Here is a 13984-nt window from a genome sequence, read left to right as displayed (position 1 = left end):
TTCACTCCACTTCAATGGATAGTTTACCCAATGCAGCCTCAATGTTTTCCAACACCTCTTTTTTTGTTCTACCTTCAGCTATAATATACCCATATCTTTCAGAAGAGTTTGTAAATGGTTTGATCTCTGCTCCTACCTCTAAATCAATTTGACACTTTTTGATTCCTGGGCTTTTCCTAACTTCTTCTATACCCTCAATTTTTGTAATTTTCCCCGGAGCAAAATTAAAATACTGAATTGCAGCTGCGCCACGATCTTCTTTTAGCTTAACCTTTGGAATTTTTCCTGCTAATCCTTCAAATAAAAGAGTAAACATGTCAACCCCATATACCATTTCTACTAAATCATATATAAAATCCCCACCAGCACGAGTGTGAGATTCAATAATGTATGGACCATCATCTGTAATAATAATTTCAGTATGAGAAGGTCCCATCCAATGGTTAATACTTTTTAGAAATTCTATTGTTAAATATTTGATTTCTAAAATTGTCTTTTCAGGTAATGAACTAGGAATACAATGTCCAGTTTCAACAAAATAAGGACTGCCCGTAGTCATTTTATCTGTAACGGCTATTATTGTATGTTTGCCATCCCAAGTAAAAGACTCTACACTAACTTCAACTCCATCCATAAATTTTTCCGCTAAGACGACATTCGAATCGTATTCTTTTTGAATAGAAGATAAGGCTTCTTGGATTTGATCTAAATCGGTTATTTTATGTATTTGTCTACTACCTGTTCCATAAACCGGTTTTAAAATGATTGGAAATCCGACTCTGTTAATAAATTCAACTACATCTTCCACTTTGGTAATAGCTTTAAAAGGAACAGATTTTAGACCATGCTTAACTAAATGTTCTCTCATTCTTACCTTATCTTTTGTAAGAAGTACAGGATCTATTGGGTTACCTTTAATTTGTAGCATATCTTGAATATACGCTGCCGTTAAAAGTCCTTTCTCTTGCATGGATACAACACAATCAAAGGGTTGTTTTTGGTGTAATATGCGTATTACATCTAAAACGTTAAGATCATCTATTGAAAAAGTGATAAGCTGTTCTATATAATTAAAATCCTCGAGTTTAATTTTATCTTTTTCTTGAACTACGGTTAATTCAAACCCACATTGGACAGCTTTACGGTATAACCGGGTCCAACCTCCAATCATAATCATTCTTTTTCTTTTCATTGCATTAAATTCCATTAATGAACACCCCTTGTATAATAAGTTTAGAAATAATTTTTAAGCAAATTTCCAGTTCCATTGCTGTTCCTTGACAACTTCATTTATTGAGGGGAGGGGGGGACGAGGCTCCCCTCCCCATAGAAGAAATACGGGGGGCGGACTTTTCGCGATACTCTCGGATAATGATCTCGAGGATCATCGGGGAACCTCTTCTCTCCCCCTGTAGCTTTGACTACTTGTTAAGTCTGTTTCCCCGGCTCCTGTTTGAACTTCCAACCAGTAGGTTGTTCCCGTTGGCACCCCATGCTGGAAGTGGCGACTTCCAGGGCTGCCCATAGCCCAACGTGAGTTCTTATTCGCGAGGGCGACTGGTCAACAGACTCAGCCATCCGAAATTCTTATCTGCATGGAAGCCACTTCGTCCTTAGTTGGTATCCGGCTATGTTCTTCCATCAACAGGAGTCCATACAGGCTTGGAATTTCAAGGTGTTTACGATCAATCCCAAGCTGATTCGCAAATTTAAAGATGCTTATGTCGACTTGGATAAAACCGATGACCTCGATGCTTGAGTCATTGTCGATCGGCCCCGTTTTGGCCACCTCAAGATGACGACAGTCATGGAGGAGCAATTATCGTTCTCCTGCGCCTCACCCGCATGCGCTGCTATCTCGTACACCATCTGACACGAGAAAATACCGCAGGACTTTAAAATTAAGGAATGTTTTATCGACTTGATGATACAATAATGTTTAATTTTGACCGTGCTTCATAAAGATGCTTCATGATTTCCTCTTTGTCTTCCCCAAAAGCTGATATTACTCCTAGCCCATCAGCTAATCCTTTAGGATTATGAGAAACTAAATCTCCTAATTCATGTTCTAAATAAATATTTTTTATTCCTGGTACTTGATATGCTAAGTCTATACCTTCTATGTTTTTTAAAATCCCAGTTTTATCCGAAAAAATACGTAAATATGCTCCTATGCCTCTTCTTTTACTTTCAAAGGAAAACGGCATCCCCATATACATTTTTATAATTTCTTCATGTATGCTTCTTCCAAAAGACCAATTCATCATTAAAGATATGGATCCTCCAGCTAATCTTGGATTAATTTCGACGATTCTAGGACCATCCTCTGTAATAATAACTTCGGTATGTGCTGGTCCAAAGTCAAAGTTGATAGCTTGTAATGCATCTATTACCATTTGTATAACTTCGTGTTCGTTATCAATTTTGGCCGGAAAAGAAGCTGTTTCAGCAACAAAATACGGGGGTTTCCCTACTGTACGATCAGTAATACCTAGTACATAAACTTCATTTTGATAGGATATAGTTTCTACACTAACTAAAGGACCTTCTAGATATTCTTCTACTAACAACTTAGGATATTTTTTAACCCCTCTATAATAAATTGGATTATTCCGATGAAATTCAATTGGTTCTTTAAATCCTTCTGGACTCGTAATAAGTACTACATTGTCACTTCCCTGACCATCAACAGGCTTTAAAATGCATGGGTATCCTATTTTGTTTCCAAACTCAATTGCTTCTTCTAAACCATTTACAAGAGCAAATTTAGGAACTTTAATATTACTTTCATATAACGCTTTTCTTGTGAGAAATTTGTTTCTTGAAATCTCTACAGCTAATGGATTTGTTCCAATTAATCCAAGGTTTTTAGCTAATAAAGAAGCCTGCAACATCTCTAAATCGTAAGTTCCTATTACCCCATCTATTTTATAAATGTTATTATACTCAATAATTGTGTCTATTAACTTGTTAATATTATGATGGGTATCAATGACTAGAATATTATCTACGTATTCAAGAATGGAGGAACCAAGTTGTTTCTCCATTTTGAGATAGTGCGTAGGTTTAAATGAAACCAATGTCACGAATATTCCTAATTTTTTTGCCGCCTTTAAATATTCTATACCTGATGGACCACGATTTAATTCAAGCATTAATAAATGTTTTTTCATAATTAATCCCCTACTTCGGTTTATTTTTTGATTTTGTTTTATCTTTGTAAAAAACAAAATGCTTTTAGATTTAAAATTAAATGAAAAGTATATTTTGTAGGATTCACAGAACCAGACTAAGTGGAGGTAAAATTAATTTTGCACGTTTATTTGTTATTACCACAGTACAGCCTTCTTTATTATATAAATTGAAATAAAGGTTTTCTCCCGTTCCACGGCGAATAAATACAAAGAGAAAATAGGGGAACGGAGAGAAAATATGATGCCAAATCACAAAGACGAGATCGAAAAGTTGTCCACTGCCATGAAAGAAGCAAAAAGTAAACGAGCATATGAACGCTACCAAGCGATTTATCTTCATTTGCAGGGATATACCAAAGGAGAAATCGCAACGATTATTGGTCGATCCAAGAAAACTATTTATAACTATATTCATGCCTACGCCCAGCGCGGTCTTGATGGACTGGAGATGAAATACTCACCTGGCGCCCCACGTCGATTGACCCCTGAGCAGGAAAAAGAGCTGGCTTTGATCATTGAACATCAGCTCCCCGTAGATGTGGGATTCGAAGCAAAATATAATTGGACGCTTGCGATAATCGCTGAACTCATTCAACAAAAGTGGGGGCCAACATACACGCTTCGCGGAACAAGTGACATTCTGCATCGGTTAGGGCTAAGCTATACGAAACCGACCTATACACTAGCCAATGCCGATGAAGAGAAACAAAAAGAATTCGTCGAAATCACCTTCCCTGAAGTAAAAAAAAACTGGTAGATGGGAACATCGCCCATGTCCTCTTTCAAGATGAGTCGATGATTCGTGATTACCAAGCGATTCAAAAAACATGGTTTGTCAAAGGAAAACAACGAATCATTCCGACGTTTGGAAAACATCAAGGGCTGAAGTTGATTGGCACGTTGAACTACGAAACAGGGGAAGTGTTTTGCATCGAAGAAGAACGCTATGACGCGGAAACATTTCTTCGATTTCTTCAACTTGTGTTAGAACGCTATCCCACAGGCAAAATAGTGATGATTTTAGATAACGCTCGAATTCACCATGCCAAACTCATTCAGCCATTTTTAAAAGAACACGAAGATCGGTTAGAGCTCGTCTTTTTGCCACCATACAGTCCGCAATTGAACTTGATTGAAGGGCTATGGAAATGGCTGGAATCAGACGTGATTTACAACGTGTTCTATTCGAGTGTGCAAGAAATTAGAAAGAATGTCCAAGCCTTTATTCAGCGAATCAACCAGAAACCAGAACAAACGATCGATCGTTTGTGTGTTCAGTTGTAAATCTTTAATTCAACTTATATAACATCTAAATATACTGTCTCAGAAAGAGACATAGTACGAGATACTATATCACGTGTTTCAAGTTCTTTGGCAGGATATTTATCCATTATTCTTTCGCCATTTTTATTTCTCATTACAGCTCCTAGAGAAAAGAGCTTAGTACCGATATCAAAACTTCTAGGATGTACTAACCAGTAAGGATAAAATTGTACAAATTCCATATCAATTAAAGTTGCTCCATGTTTCCATGCCATAAAAATACCTTCGCCTTTTACATCCGAAGGATTATCAGTATAACGATATAAAAAACCTAGACCCCCAGTTGCTAAAATAGTTTTACCAGCGATTAAAGCAATGTTGTTATTCTTATGTTCAGCGTTTTAATTCAGGATGTTCGACTGCCAATTTTTCCAAATGTTCATTATACTCTTTTAAATCTGTTTTCCAGTGAAGATTTTCCGACTCATCATGTTGCTTACTACCAATAGTAACAATTATCGCTCCAGCAATTACAAAAATAATAAGAAGAACCATCATTACCTGATTTGATCTTTGAAGATAGAGTTTCATATTTTCATTTCTAACTAAATTAATAAAATTGTACAAATTACTCAATAGTACCATCTCCCGTCATTTGAAGAAATTTATCTTCTAGTGTGGCCGAAGCTATATTAACATTATATACATCGATTCCGTGCTCCACGAGGGCATTAACAATTAAAGGTACGTTTTCCTTATTAGTTTGAACAAATATATTATTTTCACCCGTGGTGCTAGTTGAGCGTCAGCGCTCAACCAGCCCTAGTGTGACCAAGGAATAAGCCAACAAGATGCCATCGAGTGCCACTTCAAACCCGGCCATGGAATTCGCTCGAATGTCGGTGATCCGGTATTGGTCTACGAGAATCGAAAACACCGTCTCGATGACTTTGCGTTTTTTTTTGGATCCATTCTTCCCATGCCTTGGATGGGCCGTGCTTTTGATTGTGTCGAGACGGTGTCCAGAACGCGACTTGGTGTTCTTCGTACAGCTTTTCTCGAAGAGCGTGGCTGATGTACCCTTTGTCCCCAAAGTTGTAGGGATGAGGGATTTGAGTCATCACCGTTTCAGCGGCTTTGACGTCGTGGCAGGACGCTTCCGTCACGACATAGCCCATGGCCAGCCCTTGATTGGTCACTTGAAGATGCAGCTTGAAACCGTAGTACCATTGCTTTTTGGAAGCACAATACCCCATATCTGCGATCCCTCGAAATCGCTTGACGCGCTGCATTCTCACGGGATGGCACAACGGAAGAGGCAAGCTGTCGACGACCGCATAAGCATGGTGTTGGCCACGTTTCGCCAGCTCATGACGGATCCATTTGATGGCGAAACCAAGCGCTCGGCAGCGGCGGTTGTATCGGGAGCGTTCAAGAAACGAGCCGTTTGTGAACAAATTTCCCGTGACAAAACGATGCCAGGCTCGTTCGGAAGAAAAGCCCAGCAGCTTCCCCAAAAGGTGAACCGCCATGACCACTTCGTCTTCTTGCTTGACCAAGTGACGGTTGCGGCGATGAAGATCCATTTGAATCAACGACAGTTGGGCAGAAACAAAACAGAAAATAGCGGCATATTGTTTTTGAAGTTTGGCTGGATCTGTAGTAAAATGAAAGTGCTCTTGCATGGGGGATCTCTCCTTTCGAATGTTGGGTGACACTTTCATTCTACTGGAGATCCGCCAGCAAGGGCTATTTTTATGCTTGTCTGAGTTTTATCTAGCACCACGGGTTATTTTCGTTAACTATAGCAGATAAATTGAACTTTTGTTCCAAGACCCGTAAAGCTTCATCAATTGGTTGCAACTGTAGCTTTATTTTAGTTTCGTTTCCTGCATTTACAAAGTTATTTATGTAGTCAACACTAATTAACTCACCATTTTTTATAATACCAACACGGTCACACAATATTTCTACCTCTGAAAGGAGATGACTTGAAATAAATATTGTTAATCCCTTTTCCCGAGCTAAATTTCTTAGATAACTTCTAATTTCATAAATTCCCGAAGGATCTAGTCCATTGGTAGGTTCATCCAGTATGAGTACTGATGGCTCGTGCAATAGAGCCTGTGCTAATCCTAGACGTTGACGCATTCCTAGCGAATAAGTTTTGACTTTTTTATGTATTACATTTTCTAATCCAGTTAAATGTACAATTTCCTCAATTTTATCTTGATTTACTCCCCCTGGTGTCATGCGAGCATAGTGAAGTAAATTTTTCCAACCGCTCATAAATTTGTACATTTCCGGATTCTCAACAATTGCCCCAACTTGAGCAATAGCTTCCTTAAACTGTTTTTTAATGCTTTTTCCGTAAATTATCACATCACCCTCGGTTATCTTCGTTAACCCAACCATCATACGTATAGTTGTTGTTTTGCCAGCACCATTTGGTCCCAAAAAACCAAAAATTTCACCTGGATATATTTCAAAGTCAAGCCCTTTGATTATTGTTTTACTTCCAATTCTTTTTGTTAAATTTTTGACTTCTACTGCTGCTTCACACATATAATCCCTCCGAGAGTATTAAATAATTACACGAATAAATTTATTAACATAAATTAACAAAAAAGAGAGACATGAACCGATTCCTTGATTAGAATAGATGTTGCGACTAAACTACACAAAATTACCATAACAGGTGAAAATAACACCTCTAAAGAAGAAGCCATTCATTAGATAATGCTTCAATTGCTTAACTTGAAGATTCGGCTTCTAACCGGGTAACTATTCAGCCACATCATAAAGTGAGCTGAATATTTTTTGCTTTTCCTGTCTATGATGTGAATATTGATAGACAAGGAGGTGAATCACATGTTGACGGTACAACAAGCTGTATTTACAGTTGAGAGCTTAATCGGCAAAGTTCAACAACAAAAACAGCTCATTCATCAACTCATTCAAGAAAATGAACATTTGCGTCACGAAAACAAACAGCTACGCAAAGAAAATGAACAACTGAAGTACCGTGTTCAAGAGCTGGAAGCACGCACGAAAAAAAACAGCTCCAATAGCCATTTGCCCCCATCTTCTGACCGTTTTGAGAAAAAGCGTTCCTCCCGCGAGCCGTCTGGCAAAAAGCCTGGTGGGCAAGAGGGACATGAGGGGAAGACGCTCCGTCAAGTGGAACATCCACATCATCGTGTCGTCCACCGTGTGCATACGTGTCAAGGATGTGGGGCTTCTTTGCGTGAAGTCAAACCGTTCAAAGTCGATATCCGTCAAGTGTTTGATGTCCCTCCTGTGGCGATCGAGGTGACACAACATGAACGTGAAGTGAAATCGTGTCCACATTGTCGATGTGTTCAACAAGCCGAATTCCCATCACATGTCACGAATCATGTGCAATACGGTCCACGTCTCACGGCGCTCGTTGTTTATTTACATCATATCCAATTGATCCCGTACAAGCGTTTAAGTGATACAATCGAAGCGTTATATCAACACTCGATTAGTACGGGAACTCTTGCCAATATGGTGAAACGAGGACGCGAATCGCTGGAATCAAATATGGACATCATCGAAGACGCCTTACTTGAATCCAACATCCTGCATGTCGATGAAACGAGTTTGCGCATCAATGGGAAACTCGCATGGGTGCATGTCGCGTGTACATCGGGATATACATACTTGGCTTCTCACGCTTCTCGTGGAAAAAAAGCGACCGATGATATCGGGATTCTTCCCCGATATGAAGGGACGATGATGCACGATGCGTTCGGTACATATCCGAAATACACACATGCCACCCATGCCCTTTGTCATGCCCACCATTTGCGTGAGTTAAAAGGATTCATCGAACAAGGGCATACGTGGGCGATGCGCATGACCACGTTTCTGTTAGCCGCCAAGCAAGCCGTCGAAGCCCATCACGGTGCACTTTCCGAAGAAGAAGCGAGACGGTGGGAACGAGTGTATGATCGCATCCTAGAAAGAGCACAACATCGATTGGAAGCGAAGACGCCTCTTCCGAAAAAAGCACTCGCTTTTGTTCGACGCCTTCAAAAACGAAAGGAAGAAGCGCTGCGTTTCTTACGTGAAGTACATGTTCCCTTTGATAACAACCAAGCCGAACGCGATCTTCGCATGGTCAAAGTCAAAGAGAACATTTCGGGTACGTTTCGCGAAGAAACATTCGCCCAGTCTTTTTGTATCACAAGAAGCATCGTTTCCACACTGACGAAACACGAAAAAAACGTGTGGGATTCGTTATGTCTTCTGTTGGCAGGCGAAACGATCGATCGAGTTCTTTCCGCTACCTAGGGCATTTTCTATGACCGAAATGCCCTATTTGTGCTGGGCTTTTTTATACACTAGCACTGGGGTGAATAGTTACCTAACCGGTCATAAATCTGTTATAAGTTTTTTCGACTGACGGAGACAAGTCTATGACTTGCTTCCGTCAGTCGAAAAACAACTTGGTCCTTTGATGAAAAATTCGAAAAGATGAAACATCAAATTCAATTTATTTAAATTTATATAATAAATTGAAAATTATAATAGTTCCTGCTCCTTGGAAACTTTTTTGGTCACTCTCTATGATTTACAAGATGGTAGGCTTTTTATATGTGCATTTATGCATTCATAACAAGTTTTTAACTAATTGAACAATGCGTCATATAATTCATCTACTGTTGGTCGTTTTGTTTCAGGAGATATGATTATCATTTTTTCGTTTTTATTTTTCCAACTAACAGGCGGCGCATTATAAACCACTTGTAAATAAAAAGTTGTATTTTTTAACTGCAAGTCTTTTTTTTCCGTCATAACCACTAATTCTTTATAGTAGTTCTCTACAAGATCATGAGAAAATATATCACACATATGTTTACCAATTCCCCAGTACCAAGACTCGAAGGATTTTTTAATATCTTCATAAAGTTTCATTCCTGCATGATCAATTTTAAATAAATCATAGTAATGAAACTTATTATTAATCCACCATTCTAAGTCCACTCTATCATTCATATCATAAGAATCAAAGATAGCTGTCCATAAATTCCGAGCTTTCATATTCATTTCGTTATAATCCAATAGCGCAGTTTCTTTCAACGGTAACCAAGGAAATTTAGAAGTTTTATGTGATTTATGATAGTTTTCGTATAGATTATGTATATAAATTAAGAAATTTAAATTGATCGAGCAGGAATTTTGTAAAAAAAAGTTATTCATTTTTTACCTACCTTTCCATCATTTTTTCAACAAACTTTTCACCTTTTAAGGCTTGATTTACTACATTTAACATTTTATCAATATTAATTTCTTCTTTATAACCTTTTCCATATATTTTACCACTATTACCAATATAGGCAAAACTATACCCCTTTTGTTTTCTAAATTTTTCGTATGTCTCATCATCAAAATTTGGAATATATTGTTCATCTGTAAATACTAACTTTTTAAAATAAACGTATGTAGGATTTCCATACCCCACTACTATGATGGGGTAGTTTTTTTGTTTGTAACTATTCAGCCACATCATAAAGTGAGCTGAATATTTTCTTCTTTCCTTGTCTATGATGTGAATATTGATAGACAAGGAGGTGAATCGCATGTTGATGGTACAACAAGCTGTATTTACAGTTGAGAGCTTAATCGGCAAAGTTCAACAACAAAAACAGCTCATTCATCAACTCATTCAAGAAAATGAACATTTGCGTCACGAAAACAAACAACTACGCAAAGAAAATGAACAACTGAAGTACCGTGTTCAAGAGCTGGAAGCACGCACGAAAAAAAACAGCTCTAATAGCCATTTGCCCCCATCTTCTGACCGTTTTGCCAACACACGTTCTTCTCGTCAACCATCTGGCAACAAGCCAGGCGGACAAGAAGGACATCAAGGAACGACGCTCCGTCAAGTGGAACATCCACATCATCGTGTCGTCCACCGTGTGCATACGTGTCAAGGATGTGGAGCTTCTTTGCGTGAAGTCAAACCGTTCAAAGTCGATATCCGTCAAGTGTTTGATGTCCCTCCTGTGGCGATCGAGGTGACACAACATGAACGTGAAGTGAAATCGTGTCCACATTGTCGATGCGTGCAACAAGCCGAATTCCCATCCCATGTCACGAATCATGTGCAATACGGTCCACGGCTCACGGCGCTCGTTGTTTATTTACATCATATCCAATTGATCCCGTACAAGCGTTTAAGTGATACAATCGAAGCGTTATATCAACACTCGATTAGTACAGGAACCCTTGCCAATATGGTGAAACGAGGACGCGAAGCGCTGGAATCAAATATGGACATCATCGAAGACGCCTTACTTGAATCCAACATCCTGCATGTCGATGAAACGAGTTTGCGCATCAATGGGAAACTCGCATGGGTGCATGTCGCGTGTACATCGAGATATACATACTTGGCTCCTCACGCTTCTCGTGGAAAAAAAGCGACCGATGATATCGGGATTCTTCCCCGATATGAAGGGACGATGATGCACGATGCGTTCGGTACGTATCCGAAATACACACATGCCACCCATGCCCTTTGTCATGCCCACCATTTGCGTGAGTTAAAAGGATTCATCGAACAGGGGCATACGTGGGCGATGCGCATGACCACGTTTCTGTTAGCCGCCAAGCAAGCCGTCGAAGCCCATCACGGTGCACTTTCCGAAGAAGAAGCGAGACGGTGGGAACGAGTGTATGATCGCATCCTAGAAAGAGCACAACACCGATTAGAAACGATGACGCCTCTTCCGAAAAAAGCACTCGCTTTTGTTCGACGCCTTCAAAAACGAAAGGAAGAAGCGCTGCGTTTCTTACGTGAAGTACATGTTCCCTTTGATAACAACCAAGCCGAACGCGATCTTCGCATGGTCAAAGTCAAAGAGAACATTTCGGGTACGTTTCGCGAAGAAACATTCGCGCAGTCGTTTTGCATCGCAAGAAGCATCGTTTCCACACTGACGAAACACGAAAAAAACGTGTGGGATTCGTTATGTCTTCTGTTGGCAGGCGAAACGATCGATCGAGTTCTTTCCGCTACCTAGGGCATTTTCTATGACCGAAATGCCCTATTTGTGCTGGGCTTTTTTATACACTAGCACTGGGGTGAATAGTTACCAACATGGTCAACGACAATATTAAGCTAGAGAATGGTTATATCAAACTGCCAAAAATCAAAAAGCCAATAAGAGTGAAACAGCATAGAGAAATACCTGCTGATTACAAAATCAAATCTTGTACAATTTCTAAAACAAAGACAGGTAAATACTATATTTCGATTTTGACAGAATATGAGAAAAATATCAGTTCAGTAAAGATTCAGAAAGTAGTTGGTTTAGATTTTGCGATGGATGGTCTATATGTCGATAGTGAACGAGGTGAGAAAGCCAATTACCCACGTTACTATCGTCAAGCCTTAGACAAATTAGCAAAAGCACAACGAATACTTTCCCGAAGAAAGAAAGGTTCTACAAGATGGGAAAAACAACGTCTGAAAGTAGCTAAGCTGTATGAAAAGACAGCTAATCAGCGCAGAAACTTTCTTCATCACAAGTCAAAAGAATTAGCCGCAAACTATGACGCTGTGATTATTGAGGACTTAGACATGAAAAGCATGTCTCAAGCCCTCAACTTTGGAAAAAGCGTTCATGATAACGGCTGGGGTATGTTCACCACTTTCTTGGAATACAAGTTAAAAGAACAAGGAAAACAGCTTGTAAAAATAGGTAACTGTAGATGAGCAAATTCACTAACATAAATTGACAACCAAACAAAAAAGGAGACATGAACCCGACTCCTTGGTTAAAATAGATGTGCTAACCAACCATTCACAAGGAGGTTCATGTCTCATGAATAGATTAGCACATCATCAAGGAATCCACAAGTTTTTCTTCGCATTGGAGTCAGTCAAGACTTTGTGGAGAACATTTTTTCGGTTCACTACGGGCGTTGTCAATCACTAGTTAGCGAACCATTTTCAGGAATTAATATCGTAAGCGCTTTCGGACTCTCATCCCTCATCTTGAGGTGATGATATTGTATTCCATTTTTTTACACCCAACCACCATCCCGGAGCGCCGACAACGCTTGATGGATCGGCGTCCCGGATGACCGCTGCAGACACGGTAGATTCTGACGCACCACATCTGCCCATAACCGTCCGGCCTTCCGTTTGGCCTGTTCGATCCGCTTGGACTTTGTTGAGGCCGAGGCTGCCGTTCGGGTCTCTTCTTCCTCCACCAACTGCCCATTTCTCCGCCAAATCCCGTCGATTCGGGCTGCCATCGCCCTCAGAAACGCCCGAAGCCCTTGGTCTTTCCAGCTGCGGCGGGATTTCACCCGATGCGCAAACCGGCTCATCACGCTCTCGGCGTGGCCCATCGGACGCATGCCGGTCGTCTCCACCCCTTGCTCCGACAGCCACTCCCGGTAGTCCCGGATGCATCCCGGCATCGACTCGATCCGGCGAATCAAGGCGGCCAGCTGTTGTTCTTTGCCTTCGTCCCCCAACGTGCCGACCGCGCTGTTCAGCTCGACCAAAAGTCCTTCTTCGTCTTGTTTCGCCAGCTTCCTCCGCACCTCCCGCCAACGCGGATGGCCGGACAGACACTGACGCAGCTCCCGCGCCACATGAAATCGATCCAGCTGAAAGCACGCCCGCTTCCCAAAATACTCCCGGCAGGCCGTGATCCACGACGCCGCGTCGCCGTTGATGATCAAAAGGTCCCGGCACGGATCATAGGCATATTCGTTCATCAGCCACTCTTCAAACCGTTCCCACACGTCTCCCGCCCCTTCATGGAGGTAGTGGCGCCGGTTCACGAGCTCGAGCTGCGAACCGTTTCGTTTCCATCCCTCGTGAATCGCCAGGATTTTCTCTTCTTTCGCCCGTTTCCCTTTCCCCTGGCGGGAAATGAACAGCCCATCCGCCTCCACAAACAGCACTCGGCCGTGCCGTTGGGAAACAGGGTGGTGCAGCGAGACAGGGGCCTCCAGCACCAGTTGGCGAATCGCCTCGTGGCTTAGGACCGCATACCCCACGATCGACTCCAACGTACGGGCCGCTTTGCGGTAGGAAGAGCACTCTACGGCCAACTCGACCGCCGTTTCCTCGAGGCAAGGGCTGATCGACTGCGCTCCATCAAAGCCCAGTTCGGCATCCAGCAAGAAGGTATACGCCCCCGCCTGCCGATCATAGTAGTAGTTCCGTCGAAACGTCACTTCTCCAAACAGCGTTTGGATCGTGGTCGGCCGTTTGTCTTTCAGCTGATACCGGCGCTTGTCCCGCGCTTCCGCCAGTTGTTGATCAATCTCCTCCAAAAGGGCCGCCAACAAGACAGCGAACACCTTTTGAAGAGTTCTGACTAATTGTTCCTCCAGCTCTTTTAATAAAGGCCATTCTGTGGTAAGATGTTTCATGGACTCTCTCCCTCCTGTTTTATGGATGTTGGTCATCACCATCATAGCAGGGAGAGAGTCCTTTTTGCATGACATTTGCTTTTTTCTACCGCGCT

Annotated in this window: 11 protein-coding genes and 3 pseudogenes; 5 read left to right on the top strand and 9 right to left on the bottom strand. The window is 41.3% G+C overall.

Going from position 1 to position 13984, the window contains the following annotated elements; genetic code table 11:
• Window position 1 precedes the first annotated feature (1 nt).
• On the bottom strand, window positions 2-1207 hold the full coding sequence (locus GS3922_RS05440; RefSeq protein WP_063165531.1) for an ATP-grasp domain-containing protein: 1206 nt from the start codon (window positions 1205-1207) through the stop codon (window positions 2-4).
• 364 nt (window positions 1208-1571) lie between these two features.
• Between GS3922_RS05440 and GS3922_RS18510 the strand changes: the two are divergent.
• Window positions 1572-1881 (top strand): annotated as a pseudogene (locus tag GS3922_RS18510) (IS110 family transposase); the annotation flags it as partial.
• 32 nt (window positions 1882-1913) lie between these two features.
• Here GS3922_RS18510 and GS3922_RS05430 read toward each other — a convergent pair.
• Window positions 1914-3173 carry an ATP-grasp domain-containing protein gene (locus GS3922_RS05430; RefSeq protein ID WP_063165529.1) on the bottom strand — a complete coding sequence of 420 codons (1260 nt, stop codon included), beginning with the start codon at window positions 3171-3173 and terminating at the stop codon, window positions 1914-1916.
• Between the two features lie 259 nt (window positions 3174-3432).
• Between GS3922_RS05430 and GS3922_RS17085 the strand changes: the two genes are divergently transcribed.
• Window positions 3433-4478 (top strand): IS630-like element ISBs2 family transposase gene (locus GS3922_RS17085; protein ID WP_089134988.1). Its coding sequence is split into 2 segments (ribosomal slippage): window positions 3433-3936 and window positions 3939-4478, totalling 1044 coding nucleotides; the frame shifts between segments, so codons are not numbered across the junction.
• A 14-nt stretch (window positions 4479-4492) separates the two neighbouring features.
• Here GS3922_RS17085 and GS3922_RS17080 read toward each other — a convergent pair.
• The 4 genes and pseudogenes from GS3922_RS17080 to GS3922_RS05405 all read right to left on the bottom strand — a co-directional run bounded on the left by GS3922_RS17080 (window position 4493) and on the right by GS3922_RS05405 (window position 7022).
• Complete coding sequence (locus tag GS3922_RS17080) at window positions 4493-4810, bottom strand: FAD-binding protein (RefSeq protein ID WP_236933446.1); 318 nt, start codon at window positions 4808-4810, stop codon at window positions 4493-4495.
• Between the two features lie 40 nt (window positions 4811-4850).
• Window positions 4851-5093 (bottom strand): hypothetical protein, encoded by a 243-nt coding sequence (locus GS3922_RS05415; RefSeq protein ID WP_063165527.1) that lies wholly within the window; start codon window positions 5091-5093, stop codon window positions 4851-4853.
• Between the two features lie 169 nt (window positions 5094-5262).
• Window positions 5263-6142, bottom strand: a pseudogene (locus GS3922_RS05410) (IS982-like element ISGsp1 family transposase).
• A 91-nt stretch (window positions 6143-6233) separates the two neighbouring features.
• On the bottom strand, window positions 6234-7022 hold the full coding sequence (locus tag GS3922_RS05405; RefSeq protein WP_063165526.1) for an ABC transporter ATP-binding protein: 789 nt from the start codon (window positions 7020-7022) through the stop codon (window positions 6234-6236).
• Between the two features lie 306 nt (window positions 7023-7328).
• Here GS3922_RS05405 and GS3922_RS05400 point away from each other — a divergent pair, with 306 nt between their 5' ends.
• On the top strand, window positions 7329-8777 hold the full coding sequence (locus GS3922_RS05400) for an IS66-like element ISBst12 family transposase (protein WP_063165525.1): 1449 nt from the start codon (window positions 7329-7331) through the stop codon (window positions 8775-8777).
• A gap of 336 nt (window positions 8778-9113) precedes the next feature.
• Here the strand turns inward: GS3922_RS05400 and GS3922_RS05395 are convergent, their stop codons facing one another.
• Both GS3922_RS05395 and GS3922_RS05390 read right to left on the bottom strand, forming a co-directional pair.
• Window positions 9114-9686 carry a hypothetical protein gene (locus GS3922_RS05395; RefSeq protein ID WP_043967667.1) on the bottom strand — a complete coding sequence of 191 codons (573 nt, stop codon included), beginning with the start codon at window positions 9684-9686 and terminating at the stop codon, window positions 9114-9116.
• A gap of 7 nt (window positions 9687-9693) precedes the next feature.
• Window positions 9694-10053, bottom strand: a complete 360-nt coding sequence (locus tag GS3922_RS05390; protein WP_143424840.1) for a hypothetical protein — start codon at window positions 10051-10053, stop codon at window positions 9694-9696.
• Window positions 10054-10066: 13 nt separating this feature from the next.
• On the opposite strand from GS3922_RS05390, the gene GS3922_RS05385 reads away from it, so the two are divergent.
• Together GS3922_RS05385 and GS3922_RS05380 are read left to right on the top strand one after the other, a co-directional pair.
• A complete protein-coding gene (locus tag GS3922_RS05385; RefSeq protein WP_063165523.1) occupies window positions 10067-11515 on the top strand; it encodes an IS66-like element ISBst12 family transposase in 1449 nt (482 codons plus the stop codon).
• Window positions 11516-11586: 71 nt separating this feature from the next.
• A pseudogene (locus GS3922_RS05380) lies at window positions 11587-12195 on the top strand (RNA-guided endonuclease InsQ/TnpB family protein); the annotation flags it as partial.
• A gap of 326 nt (window positions 12196-12521) precedes the next feature.
• On the opposite strand, the gene GS3922_RS05375 reads toward GS3922_RS05380, so the two are convergent.
• Window positions 12522-13889 (bottom strand): ISLre2-like element ISGsp3 family transposase, encoded by a 1368-nt coding sequence (locus GS3922_RS05375; RefSeq protein ID WP_063165522.1) that lies wholly within the window; start codon window positions 13887-13889, stop codon window positions 12522-12524.
• Between the last annotated feature and the right edge of the window lie 95 nt (window positions 13890-13984).

This window comes from Geobacillus subterraneus (assembly GCF_001618685.1).
In the GTDB taxonomy this organism is placed as follows: Bacteria; Bacillota; Bacilli; order Bacillales; family Anoxybacillaceae; genus Geobacillus; species Geobacillus subterraneus.
This window is presented reverse-complemented; position numbering and strand designations above follow the sequence as displayed.

Coding starts and splice junctions, on each gene's coding strand:
- GS3922_RS05440 (WP_063165531.1), bottom strand. CDS start 1,207: ATGGAATTTAATGCAATGAAAAGAAAAAGAATGATTATGATTGGAGGT.
- GS3922_RS05430 (WP_063165529.1), bottom strand. CDS start 3,173: ATGAAAAAACATTTATTAATGCTTGAATTAAATCGTGGTCCATCAGGT.
- GS3922_RS05405 (WP_063165526.1), bottom strand. CDS start 7,022: ATGTGTGAAGCAGCAGTAGAAGTCAAAAATTTAACAAAAAGAATTGGA.
- GS3922_RS05400 (WP_063165525.1), top strand. CDS start 7,329: ATGTTGACGGTACAACAAGCTGTATTTACAGTTGAGAGCTTAATCGGC.
- GS3922_RS05395 (WP_043967667.1), bottom strand. CDS start 9,686: ATGAATAACTTTTTTTTACAAAATTCCTGCTCGATCAATTTAAATTTC.
- GS3922_RS05385 (WP_063165523.1), top strand. CDS start 10,067: ATGTTGATGGTACAACAAGCTGTATTTACAGTTGAGAGCTTAATCGGC.
- GS3922_RS05375 (WP_063165522.1), bottom strand. CDS start 13,889: ATGAAACATCTTACCACAGAATGGCCTTTATTAAAAGAGCTGGAGGAA.